The 26,718-nt window shown below is 73.4% G+C and carries 21 protein-coding genes; 9 read left to right on the forward strand and 12 right to left on the reverse strand.

Annotation, left to right across the window (positions count from 1 at the left end):
- The first annotated feature begins 102 nt into the window (after nt 1-102).
- Entirely contained in the window at nt 103-987 is an 885-nt protein-coding gene (locus ACFZBB_RS08120; protein ID WP_391119005.1) for a TIGR03620 family F420-dependent LLM class oxidoreductase, read from the forward strand.
- A 74-nt stretch (nt 988-1,061) separates the two neighbouring features.
- Here ACFZBB_RS08120 and ACFZBB_RS08125 read toward each other — a convergent pair whose 3' ends face one another.
- The 3 genes from ACFZBB_RS08125 to ACFZBB_RS08135 form a co-directional block, all read right to left on the reverse strand.
- Nucleotides 1,062-2,129 carry a chitinase gene (locus ACFZBB_RS08125; RefSeq protein WP_355341605.1) on the reverse strand — a complete coding sequence of 356 codons (1,068 nt, stop codon included), beginning with the start codon at nt 2,127-2,129 and terminating at the stop codon, nt 1,062-1,064.
- Between the two features lie 135 nt (nt 2,130-2,264).
- Nucleotides 2,265-3,110, reverse strand: coding sequence for a hypothetical protein (locus ACFZBB_RS08130; RefSeq protein ID WP_391119007.1), 846 nt, complete (start codon nt 3,108-3,110; stop codon nt 2,265-2,267).
- A gap of 221 nt (nt 3,111-3,331) precedes the next feature.
- On the reverse strand, nt 3,332-6,649 hold the full coding sequence (locus ACFZBB_RS08135; RefSeq protein WP_391119009.1) for a GH92 family glycosyl hydrolase: 3,318 nt from the start codon (nt 6,647-6,649) through the stop codon (nt 3,332-3,334).
- 472 nt (nt 6,650-7,121) lie between these two features.
- On the opposite strand from ACFZBB_RS08135, the gene ACFZBB_RS08140 reads away from it, so the two are divergent.
- A complete protein-coding gene (locus ACFZBB_RS08140) occupies nt 7,122-7,961 on the forward strand; it encodes a hypothetical protein (protein ID WP_391119011.1) in 840 nt (279 codons plus the stop codon).
- A gap of 28 nt (nt 7,962-7,989) precedes the next feature.
- Here the strand turns inward: ACFZBB_RS08140 and ACFZBB_RS08145 are convergent, their stop codons facing one another.
- Nucleotides 7,990-8,883, reverse strand: coding sequence for an alcohol dehydrogenase catalytic domain-containing protein (locus ACFZBB_RS08145; protein ID WP_391119013.1), 894 nt, complete (start codon nt 8,881-8,883; stop codon nt 7,990-7,992).
- 70 nt (nt 8,884-8,953) lie between these two features.
- On the opposite strand from ACFZBB_RS08145, the gene ACFZBB_RS08150 reads away from it, so the two are divergent.
- On the forward strand, nt 8,954-9,541 hold the full coding sequence (locus tag ACFZBB_RS08150; protein WP_391119015.1) for a TetR family transcriptional regulator: 588 nt from the start codon (nt 8,954-8,956) through the stop codon (nt 9,539-9,541).
- A gap of 511 nt (nt 9,542-10,052) precedes the next feature.
- Here the strand turns inward: ACFZBB_RS08150 and ACFZBB_RS08155 are convergent.
- Nucleotides 10,053-11,267 carry an MFS transporter gene (locus tag ACFZBB_RS08155; RefSeq protein ID WP_391119017.1) on the reverse strand — a complete coding sequence of 405 codons (1,215 nt, stop codon included), beginning with the start codon at nt 11,265-11,267 and terminating at the stop codon, nt 10,053-10,055.
- Between the two features lie 99 nt (nt 11,268-11,366).
- Between ACFZBB_RS08155 and ACFZBB_RS08160 the strand changes: the two genes are divergently transcribed.
- On the forward strand, nt 11,367-12,452 hold the full coding sequence (locus ACFZBB_RS08160) for a DUF5937 family protein (RefSeq protein ID WP_391119019.1): 1,086 nt from the start codon (nt 11,367-11,369) through the stop codon (nt 12,450-12,452).
- Between the two features lie 54 nt (nt 12,453-12,506).
- On the opposite strand, the gene ACFZBB_RS08165 is transcribed toward ACFZBB_RS08160, so the two are convergent.
- Nucleotides 12,507-13,508 (reverse strand): serine/threonine dehydratase, encoded by a 1,002-nt coding sequence (locus ACFZBB_RS08165; protein ID WP_391119021.1) that lies wholly within the window; start codon nt 13,506-13,508, stop codon nt 12,507-12,509.
- A gap of 390 nt (nt 13,509-13,898) precedes the next feature.
- On the opposite strand from ACFZBB_RS08165, the gene ACFZBB_RS08170 reads away from it, so the two are divergent.
- On the forward strand, nt 13,899-14,381 hold the full coding sequence (locus tag ACFZBB_RS08170; protein WP_391119295.1) for an NUDIX domain-containing protein: 483 nt from the start codon (nt 13,899-13,901) through the stop codon (nt 14,379-14,381).
- A gap of 31 nt (nt 14,382-14,412) precedes the next feature.
- On the opposite strand, the gene ACFZBB_RS08175 is transcribed toward ACFZBB_RS08170, so the two are convergent.
- Entirely contained in the window at nt 14,413-15,720 is a 1,308-nt protein-coding gene (locus ACFZBB_RS08175; protein WP_391119023.1) for a sigma-70 family RNA polymerase sigma factor, read from the reverse strand.
- Nucleotides 15,721-15,727: 7 nt separating this feature from the next.
- The gene (locus ACFZBB_RS08180) at nt 15,728-16,084 is read right to left on the reverse strand and encodes a YciI family protein (RefSeq protein ID WP_391119025.1); all 357 of its coding nucleotides are present in this window, start codon (nt 16,082-16,084) and stop codon (nt 15,728-15,730) included.
- Nucleotides 16,085-16,287: 203 nt separating this feature from the next.
- Between ACFZBB_RS08180 and ACFZBB_RS08185 the strand changes: the two genes are divergently transcribed.
- Nucleotides 16,288-17,589 carry an MFS transporter gene (locus tag ACFZBB_RS08185; protein WP_391119027.1) on the forward strand — a complete coding sequence of 434 codons (1,302 nt, stop codon included), beginning with the start codon at nt 16,288-16,290 and terminating at the stop codon, nt 17,587-17,589.
- 59 nt (nt 17,590-17,648) lie between these two features.
- On the opposite strand, the gene ACFZBB_RS08190 is transcribed toward ACFZBB_RS08185, so the two are convergent.
- From ACFZBB_RS08190 to ACFZBB_RS08205, 4 genes are all read right to left on the reverse strand, one after another.
- Nucleotides 17,649-18,410 carry an NAD(P)H-binding protein gene (locus ACFZBB_RS08190; protein WP_391119029.1) on the reverse strand — a complete coding sequence of 254 codons (762 nt, stop codon included), beginning with the start codon at nt 18,408-18,410 and terminating at the stop codon, nt 17,649-17,651.
- A gap of 104 nt (nt 18,411-18,514) precedes the next feature.
- Complete coding sequence (locus ACFZBB_RS08195) at nt 18,515-19,258, reverse strand: glucose 1-dehydrogenase (RefSeq protein ID WP_391119031.1); 744 nt, start codon at nt 19,256-19,258, stop codon at nt 18,515-18,517.
- A 105-nt stretch (nt 19,259-19,363) separates the two neighbouring features.
- The gene (locus ACFZBB_RS08200; RefSeq protein WP_391119033.1) at nt 19,364-20,452 is read right to left on the reverse strand and encodes a M48 family metalloprotease; all 1,089 of its coding nucleotides are present in this window, start codon (nt 20,450-20,452) and stop codon (nt 19,364-19,366) included.
- A 187-nt stretch (nt 20,453-20,639) separates the two neighbouring features.
- Nucleotides 20,640-21,077 carry a BlaI/MecI/CopY family transcriptional regulator gene (locus ACFZBB_RS08205; RefSeq protein WP_391119035.1) on the reverse strand — a complete coding sequence of 146 codons (438 nt, stop codon included), beginning with the start codon at nt 21,075-21,077 and terminating at the stop codon, nt 20,640-20,642.
- A 169-nt stretch (nt 21,078-21,246) separates the two neighbouring features.
- Here ACFZBB_RS08205 and ACFZBB_RS08210 point away from each other — a divergent pair, with 169 nt between their 5' ends.
- The 3 genes from ACFZBB_RS08210 to ACFZBB_RS08220 all read left to right on the forward strand — a co-directional run bounded on the left by ACFZBB_RS08210 (nt 21,247) and on the right by ACFZBB_RS08220 (nt 26,658).
- On the forward strand, nt 21,247-22,860 hold the full coding sequence (locus tag ACFZBB_RS08210; RefSeq protein ID WP_391119037.1) for a glycosyltransferase: 1,614 nt from the start codon (nt 21,247-21,249) through the stop codon (nt 22,858-22,860).
- A 115-nt stretch (nt 22,861-22,975) separates the two neighbouring features.
- On the forward strand, nt 22,976-25,660 hold the full coding sequence (locus ACFZBB_RS08215) for a YfhO family protein (RefSeq protein ID WP_391119039.1): 2,685 nt from the start codon (nt 22,976-22,978) through the stop codon (nt 25,658-25,660).
- Entirely contained in the window at nt 25,657-26,658 is a 1,002-nt protein-coding gene (locus ACFZBB_RS08220) for a glycosyltransferase (RefSeq protein ID WP_391119041.1), read from the forward strand. The genes ACFZBB_RS08215 and ACFZBB_RS08220 overlap by 4 nt, the downstream gene beginning before the upstream one ends.
- Nucleotides 26,659-26,718 lie beyond the last annotated feature (60 nt).

Raw genomic sequence — 26,718 nt, forward strand, 5'->3', positions numbered from 1 at the left:
ACCGGGTGCGGAACAGACGGGCCGCCCGTTCCGCTTGCATGGGTGACGGACCGCGCCCGGCCGACCGGGCGGGCGCGCGGCGCGCATCGAGGAAGGGCTCACATGGGACAGTACGACCGGCTGGGCAGGATCGGGATCTGGAGCGGCGCCTGGACAGCGGCGGTGAACGGCGCCGGGGTGACGTACACCGGCGCGTACGACGAGGCCGCCGCCGAGGTCGAGGCGCTGGGGTACGGCGCCGTCTGGCTCGGCGGGAGTCCCGGCGTCGCCGTCGCGGAGCCGGTGCTGAAGGCCACCACCCGGCTGACCGTGGCGACCGGCATCCTCAACATCTGGAACGACGAGGCCGCGGACGTCGCCTCGCAGTGGGCGGCGGTGGAGCGTACGCATCCGGGCCGGTTCCTGCTCGGGCTCGGTGTCAGCCACGGCCCGCTGGTCAAGCGCTACGCGCGGCCGTACTCCGCCATGGTCGACTACCTGGCGGCGCTGGACGCGGCGCCGGAGCCGGTGCCCGCCGGGCGGCGGGTGCTGGCGGCGCTCGGCCCGAAGATGCTGGAGCTGTCCCGTGACCGTGCGGGCGGCGCGCACCCGTATCTGGTCACCCCCGAGCACACCGCGAAGGCGCGCGCGGTCCTCGGTGCGGGGCCGCTGCTCGCGCCCGAGGTCAAGGTCGTGCTGGACACGGACCTGGAGTCGGGGCGTGCCAAGGCCAGGGACCATCTGAAGCTGTACCTGGCGCTGCCCAACTACACGAGCAATCTGCTGCGTTCGGGCTTCACCGAGGAGGACCTGGCGGACGGTGGCAGTGACCGGCTGGTGGACGCGGTCTTCGCCGTGGGTGACGAGAGCGTCATCGCAGCGCGGGCGGCGGAATTCCTCGCCGCGGGCGCCGACCACCTCGCGGTCCAGGTGGTCACCGGGGATCCGGCGCGGCCGTTGCCGCTGGCGGAGTGGCGCAGGCTCGCTCCGGTGCTGATCGAGGGCTGAGTCTCCGCTCGCTCGCGCGGAGTAGACCGGGACGCCCGCCCGCCGCGGACGGGCGCCCCGGATTCCCGCCGGGATCAACGGCCTTGCAGCGCCTTGACGTTGTTGCCGAAGGTCCAGTTCTTCGAGCCGTCCCAGTTGAGCGACCAGGTCATCAGGCCCTTGAGCGCGCCGCTGTAGCTGTTCCACGCCTGCGAGACCAGACCGGTCGTCATGTAGCCGCCGCCCGCGCCGGGTTGGGCCGGAAGACCGGGGACCTGCTTGTCGTACGGGACGCGGATGGTGGCGCCCTGGACGACGAGCCCCTTGTTGAGGCAGGTGGTCTGCGCGGTGAAGCCGGCCACCGTACCGGCCTGGTAGGAGTCGCCGGAGCAGCCGTACATGCTGCCGTTGTAGTACTGCATGTTGAGCCACCAGAGCTTGCCGTTGTCGGCGTACTTCTTCACGATCGGCAGGTAGGCGCCCCAGATCGAGCCGTAGGTGATGCTGCCGCCGGTGACGTACGCCGTCTCGGGGGCCATCGTCAGGCCGAAGCCCGCGGGCATCCGGGACAGGACGCCGTCGATGATCCGCTCCAGGTTGGCCTGCGAGGCGGAGAGGGTGTTGATGTTGCCGCTTCCGACCAGGCCGGTCTCGATGTCGATGTCGATGCCGTCGAAGTTGTACTTCTGGAGGATCGGCACGACGGTGGCGACGAAGCGGTCGGCGACCGCGCTCGAGCTGAGGTCGATGCCGGCCGCGGCCCCGCCGATGGACATCAGGATCGTGGCGCCCGCGGCCTTGGCCTGGCACATCTCGGCCGGGGTGGCGACCTTCACGCCGGTGTCCATGCCGTCCTGCCACAGCACGGTGCCGTCGGACTGGATGACGGGGAAGGCCGCGTTGATCACGTTGTAGCCGTGGGCGGCGATCCGGCTGTCGGTGATGGGAATCCAACCGAGGCCGGGGTGCACGCCGTTGGCGGCGCCGTCCCAGTTCTCCCAGTACCCCTGGAGCACCTTGCCCGAGGGCCGCGCCTTGGTCGCGCAGGTGTCGGCGGCGGCCGACGCCGGTTGTGCCGCGTGGGTCGCCGCGGCGACCGGAATCTGCGCCAGGAAGGCCATGGCGAGGCCGACTCCCAGCAGACGCACCCTCCGACCGATCATGTCGTACTCCTCGTGGTGTCGTCGCGCACTCACAGGACGTAGTGGACCGGATCGTAAAGTGGTCTGAACCACTCGTCAATAGGTCTGGACCAAGCCCGTGGTGCGGCGACGACAGTGACGGGGGATACGGAAGGGTCAGCCGGTGGTCGGACGGTAGGCGTAGGCGGTGGTGGAGACCGCGCACACGCTCGGCGAGATGATCTCGACCCGCAGCACCTTCGCGTTCGCGTCGTAGTCGACGCCCTCGGTCTCGAAGCCGCCCGAGCAGATGCTGCTGCGCGGCACCTGGAAGAGGGTGGCGACCCGGCCGGTGACGGGCGTGCCGTCGAGCGCGTGCGGCAGGTCGACCTGGAAGACGTCCTTGGCGTCGTTGTCGGAGACGCAGACCAGCCGGGTCGCGGAGACGAAGTCGCAGCCCTGGACGTCCGTGACGGCCTTGTCGAGGCTGATCTGTCCGGCCTGCGCGAGGGTGCCGCCGGTGGCCGGGGTGGCGGGGTTGGTCACCGGGGCGGGGAAAACCTGGAGCCGGTTGACCGTGCCCCACTCCCCCTCGACCAGCCACTGCGCGTCCGGCGAGACGGTCGCGAAGGAGTTGTTGAGCAACTCGCCCTGGTCCAGCGGGTGCACGTAGTCGTAGCTGTGCCCGTCGGGCGTGGTGACCTCGAACATCTTCGAGGTGGCGCTGTCGCCGCCCTGGTAGGCGTCGAAGACGTAGCCGTTGACGATGTCCGGGTCTCCGACGTGGTTCCAGCCCGCGATGCGCAGCCGCAGCGGGATCGAGCCGAGGCCGCGGGTGAGGACCGAACCGTCGGCCCGGGTGGCGATGCCCTCGCCCGCGGTGAGCGTGCTGTACACCGTGTTGCCGGCGGCCACCCACCCGCCGGGCGAGTCGGCGTGCGCGGTGGAGGTGCCCACGGCGGTCAGGGCCGCGGTGGCGAGCAGCAGGGCGGCGGCGCGGCTACGGAGTGCGCGTGCGGTCAACGGAACCCCCGGTGTGGACGGTGGGGGCCGCCCGCGGCACGGGGCAGCCCTGTGACAGCAGTGACCCTAGGGCCTGACGGGCCGACGCCACCACAGCGCGTGGGCCAACTCGGCCTGAACGGGCGGCGATCGATTCATTCGCGCCGGACATGGGTGCGGGGCGGGCGGAGCCGGTCGTGCCGGTCCTCGCCCGCCCCGCGCTCTCCGCGGCGGCTGCCGGGTCAGGCGGTCGCCACGGAGAAGATGTGCATGTCACCGCCGTTCGTGCTGGACGGCAGCGTCACACTGGCCAGTTGCTTGCCCGCCTGGAGCGCGATCGGCGCGGTGGAGAAGATCTCGGTGCCCACCGGGTCCTTTCCGCCGCCCTGGACGTCGCGGTACGCGGTGTGCACCGCCACGACGTTGCCGTACGAGGGCTGCTGGGAGCCGCCGCCGAGCGTCCAGTCGCTGAAGCCGATGTCGGCCTTCTGAGTCGTGCCGTCGGTGTACGTCAGCGTCACCGTGCCGGTGGTCTGGCCCTCGCTGGCGCTGCCGAGCAGGCTCAACTTGGTCGCACCGGCAGCGGACTTGGAGACGTCGAGCACCTGGTCACCGCCGCCCACCACGATGTTGTCGGGCGCGCCGGGCGCCACCTGGGGCCAGGTGAAGTCGAAGCCCCCGGAGGACACCGTGCCGCCGGGCGCGGCACCGGCCGCGGCGAGCGCCGCCGCCGAGTAACTCCAGCCCTCGCCGTCGAAGTTGGCGGACGGATTCGTGTCGTCGGCGGAGATGCCGTTGTTGTTGACGTACCAGGTGAGCGTGCCGCGGACGCCGACCGTCACCGACAGCGAGGCCGCCGGGGCGGTGCCGCCGTGCGCGGAACTGAGCGTGATCGGGACCGTGTAGACCCCGGCCTTGGTGTCGGCGGCCACCGACACGGACAGCTTCGCGCTGGTGGCGCCGCCCTTCGGGACGGTCACCGTGCCGGACGCGGGCTTGAGCGTGATGCCCGCGGGCGGCTTCGCGGTCCAGCGGACGTCGACCTTCTTGTCCTGGATCGTGGACAGCTTGATGGCGGCGTCCGCGGAGCCGCCGGGCTCGATCTTCACCTGGCCGGGGTCGGTCGAGGCGAAGAACGGGGCCTCACCGTCACGGAAGGACGGCGGCGCGTTCTTGGCCGCGCTTCCCCACGTGGTGTTCGCGGTGCCGCCCAGGGTGTAGTCCAAGGTGCCGCCGCGGGTGACGAACGAGGCGGGGACCCACGGCTGGTCGGACTTCTTGCCGTTGACGCGCAGGCCCTGGATGTAGATGTTCTTGGCCGACGCCTGCGGGGCGTTGACCGTGATCGTCTTCCCGAGCCCGGTGTGGATCACCGCGCGCGGGAAGACCGGGCTGGAGAGCACCAGGTCGGCGCGGCTGGGCACCTGCGGGTACATGCCGAGCGCGGAGAAGACGTACCAGGACGACATCGTGCCCGCGTCGTCGTTGCCGGGGATGCCGCCGGGCGCGTTGGTCCACAGGCCGTCGGTCTCGGCGCGCACGGTCTCCTGGGTCTTGTACGGGGCGCCCAGGTAGTCGTACACATACGGCGCGTTGATGTCGGGCTCGTTGGTGGCGTCGTAGCGCGTGTCGTCCTTCGCGGAGAAGTCGAAGGTGCCGTCCGGGTTGCGGAAGAAGGCGTCGAGCCGGGAGATCGCGGTGGCGTTGCCGCCCATGGCCTTGGCCAGTCCGGCGATGTCGGAGTAGACCATCCACGTGTAGCGGGCGCTGCTGCCCTCGACGAAGCCGCTGCCAGTGGCGGGGTTGAAGTTGGCTCCCACCCACGACCCGTCGGACTTGCGGTCGCGCATGTAGCCGCCCTGCGCGGTCGCGTTCGGATCGAAGACGTTGGTCCAGTTGCCGCTGCGGTCGAGGAACTTCCGCTGGTTCTTTCGGTCGCCGACCTGTCCCGCCAGCTCCGCGAGACCGAAGTCCGCGGCGGCGTCCTCCAGGGTCTCGGCGGCGCCTCCCCAGCAGTGGCAGTTGTCGGACGGCACGTAGCCGAGCGTCAGGTACTTGTCCAACGCCGGGCGCTGGCCCACGCATTCGACGTTGCAGCCCGAGCTGTCGGAGTCGTTGGCGGTCGGCACGGTGGCCGCCTTCACCAGCGAGGCGAGGGCGCCCCTGACGTCGAAGTCCCGGCCGCCGAAGGCGTAGATGCCCGCGAGCGCCGCGTCGGACGGGTCGCCGGACATGATGCTGGTCTTGCCGTTCTCCAGCAGCCAGCGGTCCCATTCGCCGTCGCGCTGCTGGGCATAGTTGAACAGCGACTGCGCGTAGTCACTGCCGACTCTCGGCTGAAGCAGCGTCAGCAACTGCACCTGCGCGCGGTACTGGTCCCAGCCGGAGAAGGTGCCGTACTGCTCGTGCTGTCCCCTGGCCAGCGAGTGGGTCTTGCGGTCGCCGCCCAGATATTGGCCGTTGACGTCGCTGGTGAGGGTCGGCTCCAGCATCGAGTGGTAGAGCGCGGTGTAGAAGGTGGCGTTCTGGTCGGCGGAGCCGCCGGACACCTGGATCTTGCGCAGCGCGGTGTTCCACGCGGCGGTGGCCTTCGACCTGATCGAGTCGAAGTCTGCGCGCTGCGGGTTCTCCGCCGTCAGGTTGGCCTCGGCGTTGCGCGCGCTCACGTACGAGATCGCGACCTTGGCCTGCACCTGCTTGGTGCCGGACGCGAAGGTCACATAGGCGCCCGAGCCCTTGCCCGCGGTCGCGTTGCCGCTGGAGTTGTAGCCGGTGCCGCCGCCGGCCGTCGTGGAGCCGGGCGTCAGGGTGCCGTCGGTCCAGGTGCCGACCTTGGCGAAGGGCTGGTCGAAGTGGGCCGTGAAGTAGAGGGTGTAGACGTCGTGCCGGTTGTTCGCGCTCTGCGGTCCGCAGAAGTTGCCCGCGCTGACCGAACCGGTCACGGTGCGGGCCGCCGCGTTCACGGTGACGTCCGCCGCGGCGCTGCCGCTCTCGGAGTTGGACGTACGGAACAGCACGCTGGCGGGCTTGTCGGCCGGGAAGCCGAACTGGCCGGTGCCGGTGCGCTCGGTGGTGGTCAGCCGCGCGCTGGCCCCGCTGTCCAGGCCGACCTGGTAATAGCCCGCCTGCGCCGTCTCGTTGGCGTGCGAGAAGGTCGAGGCGTACTTCGCGTCCTTGGTGTCGGCGCTCGGCGACGAGTCGACGTCGCCCACGTACGGCATGATCGGTATGTCGCCGTTTGCGCCGGAACAGCCCACGCCGTTGAGGTGGGTCAGGCTGAAGCCGCGGATCTTCGTCGCGTCGTACCGGTATCCGCCGGGGGCGGGTGTCGAGAACTGGTTGCCCGTCGAATTCTGCGGGCTCCACGCCAGCATGCCGAACGGCAGCACGGCGCCGGGGTAGGTGTTGCCGGCGTTCGAGGAGCCGATCAGGGGATTGACGTACGAGGCCGGGTCGGCGTCATGCCCCCCGGAGGCGCCCGGACTCGCGGTGGCGGGTCCGGCGCCGAGGCCCAGGCCGATGCCGAGGACCGCCGTCGCCACCGCGGCCACGGCGCGCACGCCGCGACCCTTCCACCGCCTTCTGTCCACGGGTCGCACTGATCTGTCCGACACGGTTCCCGCCCTTCGTGTGTATCGCTTACGACAACGTTGTCAAACGATCAACTGTAGATGTTCCTCCCGGGGTTGGAGGGTGTCAAGAGTTGTCAGGTACCCGCGGGCGGGGTGGGGGGCGGCTTGGAGCGGGGTGGGGTGGCGGCTCGACGGGAGGCGGAGTCGTGGCGGCGGGGCGGCGTCGTGCACGGCTCGCGGGCTGCGGTGTTTGGGCAAGTGGGTGAACACAGCGGGGTGCCGTGACGTCGATCGGGGAACTTTGGCCTGCACGCCTGCCGCGTCGGCCGCGGGGCGGGATCGGGAGCCGCCCCCGTAGGCCGGCCGCCTTTCGCCGGGGACCGACCGGCAGTGTCCGGCACTGACCGGGCACTGACTGACGCCGTCTGACGCCTTCCGACTCCGTCTGAGAAGGGACTTGATGGACACCACCGCCGCCGCCGACCGCTTCGAACTGCCCGCCAGCGCCCGCGCCGTGCTGCGCGCGCTGGCCACCGACGGCCCGGCGACCCGGCCGCAGCTCAGCACCGCGCTCGCGCTGTCCCGGCCCACGATGTCGGTGGCCATGGCGGAGCTGTCACGGCTCGGCCTGGTCGCGGGGCAGGGCAGTTCGCGCGGCGCCACCGGGCGCAGCGCCGTCCTCTGCTCGCTCGCGCCGACCGCCGGGCACGTACTCGGCGTCGAGATCGGCGCGACCGTGGTCCGGGCGGCGGCGTACACCCTCGACGGGCAGGAGATCTGCGCCGCCGAGGTGCGGCTGCCCTCCGACCAGCCGACGGTCACACCGGAGGCGGCGGACGCGGCAGCGGGGGTGGTGCGTACGGTGCGCGAGGAGGTCGGGGCGCGGTACGGGCCGCTGCGCGAGGTGGTGGTCGCGGCGCCGACGCTGCCGAATGTGGGGGCTTCCGGTGCGGGGCGCGGGGGCGGTGGCCTTCAGCCGGACGGCACAGTACGGATCACCGACGCGCTCGCCGTGCCCGACGGCGTGCCGGTCACCGTCGAGAACAACGTCAACTGCGCCGCAGTCGCTGAGCACCGCCTCGTCGCCGCCGTCGTCGCCCTGCTCGACCCCGGCCTCGTCGTCCTCGGCGGCGGCGTGGGCCAGAACCAGCTCGTCCTCCTCGAAGTCCGCCGCACCGTCCACGAGCTGACCTGGCCCACCGACATCACCATCGGCGGCCTCGCCGACCGCGCCACCCTCCTCGGCGCCGTCCACGTCGCCCTGACCCGCGCCCTGGACTCGATGACCCAGGTGTACTGACCCGCAAGGTCTCGTCTGGCCCGGCGGGTCAGACGATCAGGACTCTGCGGCCGCGGGTGTGGCCGGACTGGCTGTCGGCGTGGGCCGCGGCGGCTTCGGCGAGGGGGTAGGAGGTGTCGACGGGGATGTGGAGCGCGCGGCGGGTGATGAGGGCGGCGGCCTCGGCGAGGGCGGCGGGGACGCTGCCCGCGGTGCCGGAGAAGCGGACGCCGTGGTCGGGGGCGGTGAGGTCGGCGATGGAGACGACCTTGCGCGGGTCGCCGGTGAGGGCGACGAGTTCGGGGACGACGCCGGAGCCCGCGAGGTCGAGGGCGGCGTGGACGGGGCCGAGGGCGCGGACCCGGTCGGTCCAGCCGTCCCCGTAGGTCGTGGCGAGGGCGCCGAGTTCGCGGAGGTAGTCCTGGTTGGCGGGCCCCGCGGTGCCGATGACGGTGACGCCGCGGTCGCGGGCGATCTGGAGCACGGCTGATCCGACGCCCCCGGAGGCGCCGCTGACCAGCAGGGTCTGTCCCGCCTCGACGCCGACCTCGCGAAGGATCCGCAGCGCGGTCTCGACCACGGAGGGGTATCCGGCCGCCTCTTCGAAGGTCAGCCCTTCGGGCATCCGGGCCCAGGCCGAGAGGACGGCGAACTCGGCGTAGGTGCTGGTCCCTTCGCCGAATACGTGGTCGCCGATCTCGACACCGTCGACGCCCTCGCCGATCTCGTCCACCACCCCGGCGGCGTCCAGCCCGACTCCCGAGGGGAGTTGGACCGGATGGGCCTTGAGGATCTGGCCCTCGCGGACCCGCCAGTCGGCGGGGTTCACACCGGCCGCCCGTACGGCGACGCGTATCAGGCCGGGGCCCGCGTGGGGCTCCTCGGCGTCGATGAGGCGCAGGACATCGGGGCCGCCGAACTCGGCGAAGCTCACTTTCTTCATGCGACGGACCGTAACACTAACGGTTAGCGTTTTGAAACCGTTCCTGTTTCGTAGCTGATAGTGTGCGGCCATGACCGTGCCGACCGGACGCCGTGAGCGCAAGAAGGCCGCGACCCGCCGGAAGATCGCCGACACCGCCCTGCGGCTCTTCCTGGAGCGCGGGTACGACGCCGTGGGAATCCGTGACGTGGCCGCCGAGGCCGACGTGGCCGTCACCACGCTCTTCTCGCACTTCGCCGCCAAAGAGGCGCTGGTGTTCGAGCAGGACGAGGACTTCGAGGAACGCCTCACGCGGGCGGTCACCGACCGGGCGCCGGACGAGCCGGTCGTGCCCGCGCTGCGCCGCGAGATACACGCCCTGGTACGGCACTGCACGGCGGACGGCGCCGCGCCGGTCTGGCGGATGATCGACGGGTCGCCCGCGCTGCGGAAGTACGAGGAGTCGATGCGGCTGCGGCACGCGGAGTCGGTGGCCGCGGCCCTCGTCGCCGATCCCGGACTGCCCCAGAGCGCGACGGCCTGCCGGACGCTCGCGAGGTTCGTGATCGACGCCTTCTCGCTGGCCCGCGAGTCGGCCGATCCGCAGGCCGCGGTGGACGAGGTCTTCGGGATGATCGAGGCGGCCTGGGAGGCCGCCCGCCCCTCACGGCAGGCGTGAGAAACGCGAAGAACGCGAAGAACACTGGGAACACGGGGAACGCAACGACCGCGAGGAACGCTAGAAACGCGCCGCGGCGACCTGCGGCTCAGGCAAGGAAAGCCCGCCCGCGGCTCACGGGCGGAAGGTGCGGCCCCGCACCGTCCCCTCCGCGATCCCGACGTAGACCTCCGCGACCTCGGCGACGGGGGTGCCCGCAGCGGGATCGGCGGACATGGCCCGGAGGGTCTCGCTGATCCAGCCGGGCTGACGAGGTTGAGGCGCAGCCCGCGCGGGAGTTCGCTCGCGGCGTTGCGGACGAAGCCCTCAAGGCCGCTGTTGATGAGGGCGCCCAGCGAGCCGCCGGCCATGGGGGCGGCGAAGGTGCCGCCGGTGTGCTCGCGGTCCGCACGCGCCTGGGCAGCCCGGAAGCCGGTCCGGCAGTCTGAGTTTGTCAACCTTCCGAACTCCCACCGTAGCGGCGAAGACCGGCTTTGAGGAGGGCCGTCCGGCAGAAGGCGCTCCGTCCGCGTCAACCGCTGAGCCGCGCCCCCTGGTCCTTCTCCGTGGCGACCGCGGCGGAGGACAGGAGCGTCGCGGCGGCGAGGCTGCCCCACAGTGCGGTCGAGCCGTACGGGGCGAGGGCGGTGATGGCCGCGGGAGAGACGGCGAGGCCGAAGCCTGTGGAGAGTTGGAAGCGGGCGAGGGTGCGTCCCAGGACGTGGGCCGGTGCGAGGGCGGTGACGAGCGCGGTGGCGCTTCCGGCGTAGATGATCTCGCCGAGCGTGCAGACCACGGACACGGTGGCCACGGCCGGGGCGCCCCAGCCGTGCCCCAGTTCGGTGGCCGCGAGGAAGCCGAGGTAGGACGCGGTGAGGACGACCCCGGCGAGGGCGAGCACGGACCGCCGGGAGAAGCGGGACATCAGGACGGTGACCGGGACCTGGAGGGCGACCACCAGCACGGTGTTGGCCACGAAGACGGCCGCCGACCACACCGGGGACGCGTGCAGTTGGGTCACCAGGACCAACGGGAGCGCGATCTCGGGGACGTTGAGGCAGAAGACGTAGACCACGTTGGCGGCCAGCAGCGCGCGCATCCGGGGCGCGGGACCGCTGTCGCCGCCGTCGGCGGGGGCGGCGGCCGGGTCCGCGCGCAGCCGGACCGACCACGCCAGGGCCGCGGCGGTGAGATACGCGAGCCCGGTGACGCCCGCCAGGACCTGCAACGCGGCGGCGCCGCCCGCCAGGCACGCGGTGGCGAGCAGCGCGCCCGCGCCCATACCGGCGTTGCGCAGGGCGCGGCCCGCCGCGAGCGCGGTGTCGCGGTCCCTGCCGTGGGCGACGGTGGCCACCACGGCGGCGTGGGCGGCGGGCCACGCCTGGTTGCCGATGCCGAGGAAGAGCGCCGCCGCCGCGAACATCCAGCCGTTGCCCGCCGGGGTGGCCAGCAGCAGCGCCACGCCCAGCACGCGCACCAGCATCGACGCCGCGACGGCCGTACTGCGCGCGCCCCGGTCCAGCCACAGCCCCACGGCGGGCACGCACACCAGCCCCACGACGACACCGGCCGTCATGGCGATGCCGGTGGCGGGCGCGGACAGGCTCAGCACCGTCACCCCGTAGAGCAGCAGGAACGGCCGCAGCAGGCCCGTGCCGAGCGCGTCCACGGTCATGGCGACGGCGTAACGGGGGCCTCCGGAGGCACGGACGAGGGCGCGGGGCCGGATCTGGGTGGTGGTTGCCATGGCGACAACGGTGCGTTCGGCCGCCGCGCCCGCCGCGTCGGTTGACGCAGACCGTCAACCGACGCGGCCGGGGCCTTCTGCGCTGCTCATAATGGGTGGGTGACCTTGCGGATCGACATCGGCGGCCTGCCGCCCGAGCGGCTGCGGTTCGCCGCCTCCCCGCTGGCGGAGCTGACGGCGATGCTGCACGTCCTGGCGGAACCCGGACACCATCCGCGGCTCGCCGGGTGGGCCGCGGACGTGTGGGCCGCGCTGCGGCCCGAGCTGGCCGAGCGGCTGCGGGAGGCGGAGTTCCTGTGGCGGTCCTCGCGCGCCGACTTCCTGGTGCCCGCCCGGCCCCGGCCGACCCTCGCCGAGGAACTGGACGATGTGGACCGGATCGACGACGCCCGGTACGTGACCGCCGCGCTGGTCACCACCTGCGGCAGCAACCGGATCCACTTCGGCTCCCCGTCGCCGCTCACCGACGCGACCGCGCGCGAACGGGCCCTTGACCTCGCCCAGGCGCGCGGCGCGTTGCAGGAGGCGTTCGCGGAACGGCTGCTCGCGGACCCGGCCGCCGTGCGGGCGCGGGTGCGCGACACCCTCGAACAGTGCGCCGGGGCGTTCTTCGACGCCGCCTGGTCGGGGGCCGCCGTACGCATCGCCTCCGACCTGCGCCTGAAGCACGACCTGCTCAAGCGGCAGGGTCTCGGGGCGGCGCTCGCCTCGGTCTCCGGCGCGGTCGCCCTGGCGCCGGGCGGTGACCGGATCGTCGTGGACAAGCTCCAGGACAGCGCGACCGCCGCCCGCGACGACGGGGTCACCTTCATCCCGAGCGTCTTCGGCCGCCCGCACCTGGTGGCGGTCCACGCGCCCGGATGGCGGCCGGTGGTGCAGTACCCCGTGGCTGAGCCGGGCCCGTCCGAGCAGGTGCCGATGGAGACGGTCACGCTCCGGCTGGAGGCGCTCGCGCATCCGGTACGGCTGCGGCTGCTGCGCACCCTCGCGCGCGGCCCGCACACCACCGTCGAACTGGCCCACGCCTGGGAGCTGTCGCCCCCCGAGGTCTCCCGCCACCTCGCCGTCCTGCGGCGCGCGGGCCTGCTCACGAGCCAACGGCACGGCCGTTACGTCCGGTACACCCTCAACGCGCCCGATCTGACGTCGCTGGGCTCCGATCTGCTGGCGGCCGTCCTGCGCTGAGCGACGCCGGTCGGAACGCCCCGCCCCAGCGGGACGCCCTCGAACGGCCGCGGCTCAGCCTTCCGCGCGGGCCACCAGATCGCCGGGGTCGGTGTTGGCCCCGCACAGCAGGACCGCCACCTTCTCGCCGGGGCGCGGCTCGTACGGCCGCCCGCCGCCGTCCTCTCCCCCGGTCGGCAGCAGCGGCGCGAAGGCGGTGGCCCCGCCCACCTCGGTGACGATCCTCAGCTCGTCCCAGAGCGTCTGGCGGGCGGCGATGATGGCCCGGTCGGGGACCAGGACGGACCGGGCGTTGTCCTGACGGCCCGCGTGGACCGCCATCTCGGTGGCGCGGCGCGCGCCGAGCGAGTCGCCCGCGACGGAGTCCACGGTCACGTCGACCGGGTGACCGGCCTCGACGGCCGCGTGCAGCGTACGGGCGTTCTCCGGCTCCACCGCGACGGCGCGGATGCCGTGCTCGCGCGCGGCGGTGGCGACCCCGGCGAACAGTCCGCCGCCGCCGACCGCCACAAGGACGGTGTCCAGGCCGGGAATCGCGGCACGGATCTCGTCCAGTACGGTGCCCGCCCCCGCGGCGATGTACGGGTGGTCGTAGGCGTGGCTGCCCAGCGCGCCCGTGGTGGCGGAGAACTCCTCGCAGGCGGCGAGCGCTTCGGCGTACTCCTTGCCCACCAGGCGTACGTCCGCGCCGTACGCCCGCAGGCGCGCGACCTTCACCGCGGGGGCCGTCTCGGGCACGAAGACGGTGGCGGGAACGCCGAGTGCCTTGGCCGCCCACGCGCAGGCGAGCCCGGCGTTGCCGCCGGACGCGATGGTGACGCCCGCGGCCGGGAGGGTGCCGGCGGCGCTGTGCGCGAGCAGGAAATTCCGCGCGCCCCGCGCTTTGAAGGAGCCCGTGAACTGGAGGTATTCCAGGGCGAGCCACAACTCGGAGGGCTCGCCGCCCCGGCCGCCGCCGACGAGGCCGGGATCGGCCCTGGTGACGGCCACCGGCCTGATGTGGCCGTCGATGCGTTCGGCCGCCTGCCGGATGTCGTCGTAGTCGAGGTGGCGCACGCGCTGCTCCGGGGGTTCGGGGGTTCGGGGGTTCGGGGGTTCGTGAAGGGCTTCAGATCAGGTGCTTCAGGCGAAGCGCTTCAGGTCAGGGCTTGAGGTCAGGGGCTTGAGGTCAGGGCCGCTCTTCGCGGTCCGATCATCGTGCCACGCGCCCGGTCGGCGCCCCGCGCCGCCCAGGAAGCCTGGTCGTACCCGGTCGACGTCACCATGGAGATCCCCTGCCGCACGGACGGCGACGGCTACGACCCGAGCGGCGCCGTAGGGCGGGTGCGCGTGTCGACCGCGGCGCGGGGTGACGCCGGTACGCGGCCTTGCGCGGGCCCGGCCCGGCAGGCGTCTGTCTGGTGCGCCTCTCCCGTAAACCTCGGCCGGGAGGCCAGACTTGGCGGTGTGGTGAACAAGCGCAGCGCCGGGGTCCTGCTCTTCCGCGAGGGCGGCGGCGCGGACCGGGACGGCGGGATCGAGGTCCTTCTCGGGCACATGGGCGGGCCCTTCTGGGCCCGGCGCGACGCGGGCGCGTGGTCGATCGTCAAGGGCGAGTACGGGCCGGACGAAGCCGCGGTGGACGCCGCCCGGCGCGAGTTCCGGGAGGAGGTCGGCCTGCCGCTGCCCGACGGCGAACTCCTCCCGCTCGGCGAGACCGAGCAGTCCGGCGGCAAGGTCGTCACGGCCTGGGCGCTGCACGCCGACTTCGACCCCGCCCTCGCCGTGCCCGGCACCTTCACGATGGAGTGGCCGAAGGGGTCGGGCCGCCTCCAGGAGTTCCCGGAGATCGACCGGGTGGCCTGGCTCGCTCTGCCGCTGGCCCACGAGAAGATCGTGAAGGGGCAGCGCGTCTTCCTCGACCGCCTGGCCGTGCTGCGCGCCGGTTGACGCCGGGCGTACGGGGCCGCCCCCACCGGCCCTACGGCGTCGGCCCGTTGAGCGACCGCCGCCTGCCGCGCAGAAAGGCCCGCTCGGCCGCGTTGTCGGTGCGGCCGAGCGCCGCGTCGTAGGCCGCCGCGGCCTCCCGCGTACGGCCCAGACGGCGCAACAGGTCGGCGCGGACGGCGTGCAGGACGTGGTAGCCGTCCAGGTCGAGGCGGTCGACGAGGGCGAGCGCCGCCGCCGGTCCCTCGACCTCGGCCACCGCGACCGCGCGGTTGAGGGCGACGACCGGGCCGGGGGAGACGGCGAGCAACTGGTCGTACAGCGTCACGATCTGCGGCCAGTCCGTGGCCGCCGCCGTCGGCGCGTCGCTGTGCACGGCGTTGATCGCCGCCTGGATCTGGTACGGACCCGGCTGCCCCCGCCGCAGGCACTGCCGTACGAGATCCTGGCCCTCCGCGATCAGGGCGCGGTCCCACCGGCTCCGGTCCTGGTCGGCGAGGAGGACGAGGCCGCCGTCCCCGGTGCGGGCCGCCTCCCGCGAGCGGGTGAGCAGCATCAGCGCCAGCAGGCCGGGCACTTCGGGCTCGTCGGGCATCAGCGCGTAGAGCAGGCGGCCGAGCCGTACCGCCTCGGCGCACAGGTCGGCGCGGACCAGCCGGTCGCCCGAACCGGCCGTGTGGCCCTCGTTGAAGATCAGATAGACGACGGCGAGCACCGCGTGGAGCCGGTCGGGCAGGTCGGCGTCGGACGGGACGCGGTAGGGGATGCGCGCGTCGCGGATCTTGCCCTTGGCCCGTACCAGCCGCTGCGCCATGGTCGGCTCGGGCACCAGGAAGGCGCGCGCGATCTCGGCCGTGGTCAGCCCGCCGAGCAGCCGCAGCGTCAGGGCGGTCCTGGCCGCCGGGGAGAGGGCCGGGTGGCAGCAGGTGAAGATCAGCCGCAGCCGGTCGTCGTGCACGGGGCCCTCCTCTCGCGCCGGTTCCCGGTCGGCCCGCAGCAGCGCGGCCTGGGCGTAGTGGTCCGCGCGGGAGGACTCGCGGCGCAGCCGGTCGATCGCGCGGTTGCGGGCGGTGGTGATGATCCAGCCCGCCGGGCTCGGCGGCACCCCGTCGGTCGGCCAGCGCCGTACCGCCGTGGTGAACGCGTCCTGGACCGCCTCCTCGGCGATGTCGATGTCGCCGAAGGAGCGGACGAGGACGGCGACGGCGCGGCCGTACTGCTCGCGGAAGACGCGGGCGGCCTCCGGCTCGGGCGCCGCCCCCTCTCCCGGCCCGTACGCCGTCCGTGGTTCCAGCCCCGGCTCCGGCTCGTACGGCGTCCGCCGCTCCGGCTCGCGCGTCATGCCGACGTCACTCGGACGGCCCGTCCTGGAGCGGCCTGACCTCGATCGGGAGGGTCGTCGCGCGGGCGAGCCTGCGGCCCCACGCGAGGGCGGCGTCCAGGTCGGGCGCCTCGACGATCGTGAAGCCGCCGAGGTGTTCCTTGCCCTCGACGTACGGTCCGTCGGTGGTCAGGATCTCGTCGCCCTTGTGCCGCAGCACGGTGGCCGTGTCCGCGGGGAACAGGCCCGCGGCGAAGACCCAGGCCCCGGCTGCCTTCATCTCGGCGTTGAGCGTTTCGAGGTCGCGCCGGATCGGGGCGAGGAATTCGGCGGACGGCGGCTCGTCGGTGTCGGGCTGGTAGACGCTGAGCAGATACTGCGGCATGGGGTGCCTCCTGGGTCCGTACCGGGCTCCTGCCCGGCTCGTGCGGCCGGTCCGCCGACCGGCTCTCACTGTCCATACGAACGGGTCGGGCCCGGATCGACATCTCGGCTGTTGTTGAATGGTGGACGGCCCGCCGCCGACCGAGGGCGTGCCCGGTGAGGTCCGGCCCGAGGTGAGGCAATCAACAGGTGAGTGCGCGTCCCGTGTCCCTGAGGAGTCTGATACCGGCGGTCTTCCTGCCGGTCCTGATCTTCGAGACGGGCATGGGCGCCCTCGCTCCGGTGCTCGCGCTCAGCGGCAGAGCCCTCGGCGCGAGCGTCGGCAGCGCGGGGCTGGTGCTGGCGCTGCTCGGCGTCGGGCAGATCCTCGGCGACGTGCCGGCCGGTGCGCTGGCGGCGCGGTTCGGCGACCGCAAGGCGATGCTGGTCGCCTCCGGGGTCACGGCGGTGACGCTGACCGGCTGCGCGCTGGCCCGCAGCGTGTGGCAGCTCGCGGCGGCCGTGACCGTCACCGGCGCCTCCAACGCCGTCTTCATCCTGGCCAGGCAGTCGTATCTCACCGAGGTCGTGCCCACCGGGCTGCGCGCGCGGGCGATGTCCACGCTCGGCGGCATGTCGCGCGTCGGGGCCTTCGTCGGGCCGTTCCTCGGCGCGGCCGTGCTCACCAGGTTCCCCGTGCACGACATCTACTGGCTGGCGCTGCTGTGCACGGCGGTGACGGTCGTGGTGCTGCTGACCGTGCGCGACGTCGCGGACGCGGCGGCGGGGGCCGTACGGGAGACCGCCTCGGTACGGTCGGTGCTGCGCGGCCACCGCCGGGTCTTCCTGACGCTGGGCCTGGCCGTCCTGCTGGTGGCCTCGGTCCGCGCGACCCGGCAGACGGTGCTGCCGCTGTGGGCCGACCATCTGGGTCTGAGCCCTTCGTCCACCAGTGTGGTCTTCGGGGTCGCGGGGCTGGTCGACACCCTGACCTTCTACCCGTCGGGGCAGGTGATGGACCGGGCGGGCCGCCTGTGGATCGCCGTGCCGTCCATGGTGGTGCTGGGCTGCGCGCAGGCCGCGCTGCCGCTGACCCACAGCCTGGCGTCGCTGACCGTCGTCGCCATGCTGATGGGCTTCGGCAACGGGATCGGCAGCGGCATCCTCATGACCCTCGGCGCCGATGTCGCGCCGCCGCGCGCCCGCTCGCAGTTCCTCGGTGTGTGGCGGCTGTGCGCGGACTCCGGCGCGGCGGGCGGTCCGCTGGCCGTCTCGGCCGCCGCCGCCCTCGGCAGCCTCGCGGCCGGGATCGCCCTCATGGGCGCGGTCGGCCTCGCGGCGGCGGGCGCGCTGCTGCGCTGGGTGCCGCGCTATTCGGCCTACGCGACGACCGGTACCCGCCGGTCGAGCACACGGGTCGCGGGCGGCGCGGCCCCCGCCCCCGTACCCGAGCCGCGCCCGCCGGGGGACGCGTCCGGGCAGCCGGAGAATCCGGTCCGGGGCAGGGGCGAACCTCCGCGTACGTGAGGGCCGCCCCCTCGTACGCGGAGGCGGACGGCGGCGCGCGGTGTGCCCAAGTGCCGTGGTCAGACCGTCCGTTCGGCCAGGAACGCCTCCCAGGTGCGCTCGCCGACGGTGGCGCCCTCGGTGGTCAGATTCTCCCCGTCCCGGTACACGCGTCCGGCCTTGCCCGGCATCGGGACCGGCACGATCGGGCGGCGCTTGCCGACCGCCTGGAGGTAGCCGCGGGCCGCCTCGGCCAGCGTGTAGACGGTGGGTCCCACCATGTCGGGGACCCGTCCCGCGGGCTCGGCGAGGGCCAACTCGACCATGCGGGCGGCGACTTCGCGTGAGTCGACCGGCTGGAGCCGCATCACGCCGGGGATCGGCAGCACCGGCAGCTTGGCCATCTTCCCGATCACGGTGAAGGCGAACTCGTGGAACTGCGCGGCGCGCAGCGTCGTCCACGGCAGCCCGGACTCGGCCACCATCCGCTCGGCGGCCAGCTTCACCTTGAAGTAGCCGAGCGGGACCTTGTCCGCCGCGACGACCGAGATGTAGACGATGTGCCGTACGCCCGCGGCCGACGCGGCGGTCAGCAGGGCGCGGGTCGACTTGTCGTCGCCCTTCGCGTCGCCCGCGAGGTGCAGGACGGTCTCGATGCCGTCCACCGCCGCGTCGATTCCCTCGCCCGTGAGCAGGTCGCCGGTGACGTACTCGACGCCGTCGCCGGACGCGTGGGCCGTACGGCTCAGCACCCGGGGTTTGTGGCCTGCCTCCAGCAGGAGCGGGATCACGTGCCGCCCGAGGGTGCCCGTACCGCCGGTGACCAGGATGGATGCTGTCATGACGTCTTCTCCGTGTTCGTCTCGCGAGTCGTCCGGCGGTCTCGTGCGGAGCCGGAATTCGATGATCTGTTGCGGGGACACCGCGGGGACATCTCAGGGTGCCGCTAGCTGAGGCCGCCGTCCGCGCGGAGATTCTGGCCGGTGAGCCAGCGGGCGGCGGGGCCGGCGAGGAAGGCGACGACGTCCGCGATGTCGGCGGGGCGGCCGAGGCGGCCGAGCGGGGTGAGGTCGATGAGCGGCTGGAAGTCCGCACCCGGGTTGGCCTCGCGCAGGAGGTCGGTGTCGGTGGCGCCGGGCGAGACCGTGTTGACGGTGATGCCGCGCGCGCCGAGCTCGCGGGAGGCCACGCGGGTCAGTTGCTCGATCGCGCCCTTGCTGGCCGCGTAAGGCGCGTTCCCGGGCGCCGGGCGGAGCGTGTTGAGGGTGGAGATGTTGACGACACGGCCGCCGTCGCGCAGGTGCCTGGCCGCGTAGCGCATGGTCAGGAACGTGGACTTGGCGTTGCCCGCCATCACGCGGTCGTACATCTCCTCGTCGGTGTCGGCCAGGGGCGCGGGGGTGATGCTCAGCGCGGCGTTGTTGACCAGGATGTCCAGGCCGCCTAGGTGGCGGTCGGCGGTGGCCATCAGCCGCTCGGCGGCGCCGGGTTCCACGAGGTCGGCCTGGAGCGCCCGCGCGGTCCCGCCCGCCTCTTCGACGGTGCGCACGACATCGGCCGCGGCCTCGGCGTCGCGCGCGTAGCCGAACACCACGTCCGCGCCGTCGCGCGCGAGCCGTTCCACGATCGCCCGGCCGATCCCCCGCGAACCGCCGGTGACCACAGCGGTCTTGCCCTTGAGCACGGTCATGCAGCCCTCCCCCGGCGGCCGTTGCGGCCGCGGTCTCCGCCCCAGAACCTACGCCGGTCCGTACCGGCGCGGAACAGGGCGCGCCAAGGGCGGTGCGAGCCGCACTCACCCCGAGAGGCGGTCGCCGCCCGTGTCGCGGTCGGCCCGGTCCCGCGCGAGGGCGGGCATCAGCGACGAGTGGAGGTGGCGGGTGACCCGGCCCGGTGCGGGGGTGTGCGCATGGTGGGGCGCGGGGACGCGTGCGTGCATATGGACGTGGTCACGCACGGTGGCGGGTGGCGGCTGGGCCGCGCGGTCGAAGAGGTGCTCGCCGGTGCGTTCGACGGCGACGGTGGCGACCGTACTGGCGACCAGCAGCGCGGCCAGTGTCGTGAGGGCCAGCGGGCGGCGGCGCGGCGGGCGGCCGAGCAGGGCGTGCACCCGCGCGGGGACATCGCTGCCGGTGGCCGCCGCGACGGGCGCGGCTCCGGCGCCCGGGTGCGGCGCGTGGTGCTGGAGCAGCGCCGCGCGGGCGATGGTCCTGGCGACGAGCGGCCGGTCGCCGACGCTGCGGGCGGCGTCCTCGTCCGCCCAGCGCTCGACGGCCTGACCGGCCGCCTTGGCGGTACGGCGCAGCAACGGGTTGACGCCCGCGGCCAGTTCGGCGGCGAGGATCCACCAGATGTGCCGGTGGTTGAGGTGGGAGTGCTCGTGGGCGAGGACGACCTGCCGCTCCTGCGGGGTGAGCGCCGTGAGCAGACCGGTGGTGATGACGATGCGCGCGGCGGGGGCGGGGGTGGTGAAGGCGTCGGGCCACGCGTTGTCGACGATGATCACGGGGTCGGCGGTGCGCGGGCCGCGGGTGATCCGGTAGACGGCGGCCAGTGCGCGCAGTCGGCGGACGACGGTGAGCGAGGCGTGCGCGACGGCCGCGGCCAGCAGGACGAGGCTGGCCGCCGCCAGCGGGTCGGGCACGGGGTCGAGGGCGTCGAGGCGCTTGGGCGACCACGGTCCGAGCGCGGCGATCGCGGGCACCTGTCCGAGCCAGGTGAAGCCCAGCTCGCCGAGGACGAACAGGGTCGATGCGGCCACCGCGACCGCGGCGGGCACGAGCAGCCGGGTGGCCGTGGCGGGCGGCAGCAGCTTTCCGAGCCGGGGCGCGGTGAGCGCGAACAGCAGGCAGACGAGGGCGGTCGCGCAGACGGCTCCGGTCACGTCGCCTCCCCGGTGTCGGCCGCCCGCCGCCGGTCCGGGGGTGTCGGACGGCGTGATGCGGCCGAGCCGGTCGGGTCCTGAGGCGTCGATCCGCGCAATGCGGTCGGATCCCTGGGCATCGGGCCGCGCATGGCGGTCGCGCCCGCCGCGTGCCGCCCGTTCCTCGCGTCCACCGCTGTCAGCACCTTCACCGCTTTCCGTCCGGCTCCGGTCCGTCAGACGGATCGGCCACGCCGTCGGTTGCCTCGCCGTCCGGGCGACTTTCGGGGCCCGGAGGGTCGAGGAGGCTGCGCAGGAGGTGTTCGTCAGCGGCCTTGAGCGTGCCGACGAAGCGGACCAGCACACCGGCACGGTCGTCGTCGGCGTCGAGCAGCCGCTGCATGCGCTGCGCGGTGACCTCGGCCGGGTGCGCGGGCGCGGTGTACGCGTAGCCGCGGCCCTCTTGCTGCCGGGTGACCTCGCCCTTGGCGTGCAGCCGGGTGAGCACCGTCATCACCGTCGTGTAGGCCAGCTCCCCGCCGAGCGCGTCGCGGACCTGCGCGGGGGTCATCGGTCCTCCGCCCGCGGCGAGTACGGCCTGGATGTCGCGTGCCAGACTGCCGCGGCTCCGGCGCTGAGGGGCCATCGGTGATCTCGTCTCCACTTATTACGCTACTACAATGCCTGTAGTAGCTTCCGGTTCCGGGTGGTTACTACAAGGAGTGTAGTAACCACTGGCATCACGGCGTCCCGGAGCACCGGGGCCGCCGACCGGGAGAGGGCCGACAGGGAGTGGCCGCCATGGACGGTTCGCCATGCGGATGACAGGGCCGGGCGTGTGCGTCGTCGTCATCGCCCGCGACGACGCGGAGTCCGTCGGCGCCGCCGTACGGTCCGCGCTCGCGCAGGGCCGGGCCGTCACCGAGGTCGTCGCGGTGAACGACGCCTCCCGCGACCGGACGCCCGACGTCCTGGACGCGCTGGCCGCCCGCGAGCCCCGGCTGCGCGTCGTGCACCGCGCCGAGAACAGCGGCGGTCGCGGCACGCCGCGCAACGACGGCGTCGCGGTCGCCACCGCCGAGTACGTGATGTTCCTCGACAGCGACGGCGTGCTGCCGGACGGCGCCGTACGCGCGCTGCTCACCGCCGCGGAGACCCACGGCACGCCGGTCACCGTCGGCGTCGCCGTACGCCGCGAACTGCCCGGCGGCCGCGAGGTGCGCTGGCAGCCCGCGCTCTACCGCGAGGCCGCCGTCCTCGCGTCCCCCGAGGACCATCCGGAACTGCTGCGCGACACCCTGTGCGTCAACAAGCTCTACCGGCGCGCCTTCCTCGACCGCCACCGGCTCCGTTGCCCCGAAGGCCCCTTCGCCTACGGGGACTTCGTCTTCACCGCCCGCGTCCTGGCCGCGGGACCGCCGATCGCCGTCGTGCCCGACACCGTCTGCGTCCGGCGGGCGCGCCGCGAGGCCGGGGGGCCGGTCGCGCCCGCCCGCCGGGACATCGGCGACTGGGCCGCCCGCGTCGCCGCCCACCGCCAGGCCGTCGACGTCTTCACCGCCGCCCGCCGCCCTCTGCTCGCCGCCGCCTGCCGCACCAAATTCCTCGACGACGACCTGTGCCTGTACGTCCGCGAACTGCCGGGCCGCGACCCCGCGTACCAGCGCGCGTGGTGGAAGCTGGCCCGCGCCTACCTGGCCTCCTTCACCGACGCCGAGCGGGCCGCGGCGTCGGCCCCCGCCCGCTGGATCGCCGCGGTGGTGCTGGCCGGTGACGCCCCGCGCGACCTGGCCCGGCTCGCGCAGCTCGCGGCCGACCCGGCCAGACTGGCCCCGCCGTACGCGCGGACGTCGGCCGGTCCCGTCTGGTCGGACGGCCTGCGCGACGTCAGGCTCGACGGGCTCGGCGAACTCCCGCTCGACGCACTGCCGTTGACGGTGGACGGCACGCTGTTCACCGGCCGTCACGGGCGACTGCGGCTGCGAATCCGCGATATGTACGGCCGTCTCGCCGCGGTCGGCGGCCCGGTCGCCGTGGAGGTCGACGTCATCGCACGGGACGGCGCGGAACCCGCCGTCACCACCACGGCCACGGCGTACGACGAGTGCGGTCGCTGGCGCGCCAGCGTCCCGCTCGACGTGGGCCGGCTCGCCGCCGCCGGCTGTCGCGGTACCCAGACCTGGGACGTACGGGTGCGGCTGCGGTACGCCGACGGCACCGTGACGGCCCCGCTCGCGCCGCGCGCCCAGGACTCCGGGCTGCGGCGCACGGTCACCCCCTGCGGGCGGTACGGCGTCGCACTGATCCAGGCGTACCGGACGGCGGGCGGTTCGCTGGCGCTGCGCCTGGCACCCGGCGCGCGCGGGGCCTTCGACGTGGCCCTGAGACGGCTGCGGAGCCGGTCGCGTACGACGGCGTCAGCGGTATGAGCCCCGGCGGTCGGCACCGGAGGACGGCGAAGCGGCGAAATGCCGAAAACTACTACAAAGAACGTAGTAGGATGCGCCGGGAGACGATCCGAGGCATACGAGCAAGCGAGACACGGTGCTGACCTCCTCCTCCGCGACCATCGACACACCCGCAGGGGCGCAGCCCGCCGACCCGCCGCGCCGGCCGGCACCCCGGGCCGCCGCGACGCCGCTGGCGGCGCTGCTCGCGGCGGCCGTCTCCATGGGCTCCTACTGCCTGGCGCTGGCCGTGCACGGGACGTATCCGTTCGGACCGAGATCGCGGGCCGTCAACGACCTCGGCAACCAATTCGTGCCGTACCACGCCCACTTGTGGGACCTGATGCACGGCCGCGCCACCGGCGACCTGATCGTCAACTGGGGCAGCGGATACGGCGTCCCCTTCCTCGCCGACTTCTTCACGTATCTGATGAACCCGTTCTCCTGGCTGGTCGGACTCTTCCCGCGCGACGCCGTCAACGCGGCCGTCTTCACGGCCACTGTGCTGAGCATCGGACTCGGCGCGGCCCTGATGACGGTCTACCTCGGCAGGCTGCGGCCGGGCTCGCCGTGGCTGCGCGCGCTGCTCGCGGTCGGCTACGCGGTGAGCACCTGGACGATCTCGGACGGCTTCGGCGACCCCATGTGGATGTGGGGCCTGTCGTCCTTCCCGCTGCTCGGCATCGCCTACGACTGGTGTCTGCACGGCCGCCGTTGGGTGCCCGCGACGCTCCTGATCACCCTGTGCTGGGCAGCCAACTTCTACACCGCGGCCATGGCGACCCTCGGCATGGGTCTGGTCCTCGGCACCCGCCTGCTGCTCGACTCCCGTCCGGTACGGGACCGGTGGCGCGCGCTGCTGCGCGCCGCGGCGGCGACCGCGACCGGTATGTTGCTGGCCGCGCCTGTGCTGACGGTGAGTTACACCGCCAGCAAGGCGTCCCAGCCCGCCGGGCCCCAGGACTACACGCCGCCCGCCGCCCTCGACTACCTCGCGCACCTGCTGCCCGGCGGCCTCTACCCGTCCGCCCCGCGGATCTCCGTCGGACTGCTGCCGCTGCTGCTCGTGCTCGCCTTCCCCTTCATGCGGCGGGTGCCGGGCAGGGAACGCGCGGTCTGGACCGGGCTGCTGGTCCTGGTGGCCCTGTCGTACGTCTGGAAGCCGACGGTCCTGCTGTGGCACGGCCTGGCCATGCCCAACGGCAGCCCCTACCGCGCCGCCATCGCGCTGACGTCCATGCTGGTGGCGGTCGCCTGGCTGGTGCTCTCCCGCAGGCCCCGTCCGCGGGAACTGCTCGCGGGCGGGGCCGCGTTGGCGGTCCTGCTCGCCGTGGTGAGCGGCGGTCACTACTTCACGCGCGGCGAGTGGATCCTGATCCTCGGCGACAGCGCCCTCGTCCTCGGCCTTCTGCTGCTGCTCGCCCGCCACCGGACCGACCGTCGGGTACGTATCGGCGTGTTCGCCGCGTTGACCTGCTCGGTCTTCCTCGCCACCGCCTACAGCGTCTTCTCCGTCAGCGTGATCAGGGACAACAACCCCTGGTGGACACCGAGGGAGACGATCAGCGCCGCGTCGCTGACCGCGCACGCGGCGGTCGGCGCGCGGGACGACTGGCCCGCGACCCGCACCGACCCCGGTCCGCACCAGTACACCGACAACGACCCGCTGCTGCTCGGCGGCGAGGGCGGCTCGTACTACAGCAGCTACCTGCCCGCGCGGACCGCGACCACCCTCCAAGCCCTCGGCTCCGCCTGGACCATGAGGGGCCGTCATACTTACGGCCTCAACGACCCGGTGGGCCGGGCGATCATGGGAGTGAGCAGTTCCCTCGGCATTGTGCCCGGCGCGCCCAGCGCCGTCGCCCAGCACACCGCGCCCGCTCCCCCGATCGTCACCCTCAGGCCCGGCGCGGCCTTCGACGGTCCCACCCGCGACACCTCGGTCTTCGCCCGGCAGCAGCGCGTGCTCGGCGCCCGGGTCTACCGCGTGCCGCGGCTCTCGCCCGCCTCCGGGCCCCGGCCCGTCCCCGAGCCGAACGGCACCTGGCGGCTGCCGGGCAACGCCAAGGGCGCGGCCTGGACATCGTTCACCGCGACCTGCGCGCCGGGCACCCTCGCGTATCTGTACGCGCCCTGGTTCTCCGGCCCCGTCCGCGCGAACGGCGCCGAGTACCGGGCGGTCGGTGTCAACGACCAGGCCGCCAACGGGATCATGGCGCTCGGCGCCGTACCCGCGGGCGGCCGGATCCGGCTGGCGCTGGGCACCACCACCGCGCAGGACATCCCGCGGTTCCCGGTCGGCTGCCTCGACCAGGGCGCGCTGCGGCGCGCGGTCGCGAAGCTGCGGGCCACCGGGCCGGCCGAGGTCACGGCGGGCGGCCACACGATCGCGGCCACCTTCCGCCGGGGCAGCCACGGCACCGCGGTCCTCGCCGTACCCGCCGTGACCGGCTGGCGCTGCTCGGTCGACGGCGGGGCGTCGGCGGCCCCCCGCACCCTCGGCGGCCTCCTCGCCGTGGATCTGGGCGGCGGTTCGCGGGTCTCCTGCTCGTTCCGCACACCCGGTCTGAACGCCGGGCTCCCGGCCTCCGGCCTCGCCCTGGCGGTGCTGCTCGCGGTCGGCGTCCGCGACCGCTCGGGGCGGAACGGCTCCTCGGGAACCGCCGGACGCACCCTCGCCCGGCGGCTCTTCCCCCAACGCCCCACGCCGGACGGGCTGTTGGACGGGTCCGCGCTCCGGAGAACCGGCCTCGGTCTCCGTCGCCTCGGGAGGCGCGCATGACGAAGCTCTCGGTCGTCGTGCCCTGTTACGACGAGGAGGCGGTCATCGACCGCTTCGACGCGCAGACAAGGGCCGTGCTCGGCGGCCTCCCGATCGAGTACGAGATCTGTTACGTGGACGACGGCAGCGCGGACGGCACGCTCGCCCGGCTGCGGGCGCTGGCCGACCGGCACCCGGACACCACCCGGTATGTGTCGTTCAGCCGCAACTTCGGCAAGGAGGCGGCGATGCTCGCCGGGCTGCGGGAGGCGGAGGGCGACGCGGTGGTCATCATGGACGCCGACCTCCAGCATCCGCCCGAGCTGATCGGGCGGATGCTCGACCTGTACAGCCTGGGCCACGACCAGGTCGTGGCCCGGCGCGGCCGGGAGGGCGACAAGGCGCTGCGCACCGCCCTGAGCCGCTTCTACTACCGGGCGGTCAACCGCTGGGTGGACGTCGAACTCACCGACGGTGTGGGCGACTTCAGGCTGCTGTCCCGGCCCGTGGCGGACGCCCTGCTGTCACTGCCCGAGAACAACCGCTTCTCCAAGGGCCTGTTCTCCTGGGTCGGCTTCGACACCGTCACCTTCCACTACCGCAACGCGGCCCGCGAGGCGGGCAGTACGAAGTGGCGGTTCGGCGCGCTGCTGAACTACGGCATGGACGGCCTGATCTCGTTCAACAACCGCCCGCTGCGGCTGGCGATCTGGCTCGGCGTCACGCTCGCCGGGCTCGGCGGCCTCTACGCGGCCTGGGTCACGGTGGACGCGCTGGTCACCGGGGTCGACGTGCCCGGCTATGTCACCCTGGTCGCCATCATCGTGGGCCTGGGCGGCGTCCAGATGGTGATGCTCGGCCTGATCGGCGAGTACATCGGCCGGATCTACTACGAGACCAAGCGCCGCCCGCACTTCCTGGTCAAGGAGGCCCACCATCCGTCGTCGCAGGCGCCGGAACCGCTGGACGCCCTCCGGCACCAGCGGCAGCGGGAGCTCCGGCACGGCAGGGTGATCTGACGGTGTATCACCCTGTCGTGCCGCGGCCCCCGCTGCCGCCGCGGCGACACCGCACGCCCG

Source organism: Streptomyces sp. NPDC008139 (assembly GCF_042957025.1).
In the GTDB taxonomy this organism is placed as follows: domain Bacteria; phylum Actinomycetota; class Actinomycetes; order Streptomycetales; family Streptomycetaceae; genus Actinacidiphila.

Excerpts from the sequence above, each read along its gene's own strand:
- ACFZBB_RS08175 (WP_391119023.1), bottom strand. The coding sequence starts at position 15,720 with ATGACGCGCGAGCCGGAGCGGCGGACGCCGTACGAGCCGGAGCCGGGG.
- ACFZBB_RS08220 (WP_391119041.1), top strand. The coding sequence starts at position 25,657 with ATGACGAAGCTCTCGGTCGTCGTGCCCTGTTACGACGAGGAGGCGGTC.
- ACFZBB_RS08155 (WP_391119017.1), bottom strand. The coding sequence starts at position 11,267 with ATGGCAACCACCACCCAGATCCGGCCCCGCGCCCTCGTCCGTGCCTCC.
- ACFZBB_RS08125 (WP_355341605.1), bottom strand. The coding sequence starts at position 2,129 with ATGATCGGTCGGAGGGTGCGTCTGCTGGGAGTCGGCCTCGCCATGGCC.
- ACFZBB_RS08210 (WP_391119037.1), top strand. The coding sequence starts at position 21,247 with ATGCGGATGACAGGGCCGGGCGTGTGCGTCGTCGTCATCGCCCGCGAC.
- ACFZBB_RS08190 (WP_391119029.1), bottom strand. The coding sequence starts at position 18,410 with ATGACAGCATCCATCCTGGTCACCGGCGGTACGGGCACCCTCGGGCGG.
- ACFZBB_RS08140 (WP_391119011.1), top strand. The coding sequence starts at position 7,122 with ATGGACACCACCGCCGCCGCCGACCGCTTCGAACTGCCCGCCAGCGCC.
- ACFZBB_RS08150 (WP_391119015.1), top strand. The coding sequence starts at position 8,954 with ATGACCGTGCCGACCGGACGCCGTGAGCGCAAGAAGGCCGCGACCCGC.
- ACFZBB_RS08120 (WP_391119005.1), top strand. The coding sequence starts at position 103 with ATGGGACAGTACGACCGGCTGGGCAGGATCGGGATCTGGAGCGGCGCC.
- ACFZBB_RS08180 (WP_391119025.1), bottom strand. The coding sequence starts at position 16,084 with ATGCCGCAGTATCTGCTCAGCGTCTACCAGCCCGACACCGACGAGCCG.
- ACFZBB_RS08205 (WP_391119035.1), bottom strand. The coding sequence starts at position 21,077 with ATGGCCCCTCAGCGCCGGAGCCGCGGCAGTCTGGCACGCGACATCCAG.
- ACFZBB_RS08195 (WP_391119031.1), bottom strand. The coding sequence starts at position 19,258 with ATGACCGTGCTCAAGGGCAAGACCGCTGTGGTCACCGGCGGTTCGCGG.
- ACFZBB_RS08145 (WP_391119013.1), bottom strand. The coding sequence starts at position 8,883 with ATGAAGAAAGTGAGCTTCGCCGAGTTCGGCGGCCCCGATGTCCTGCGC.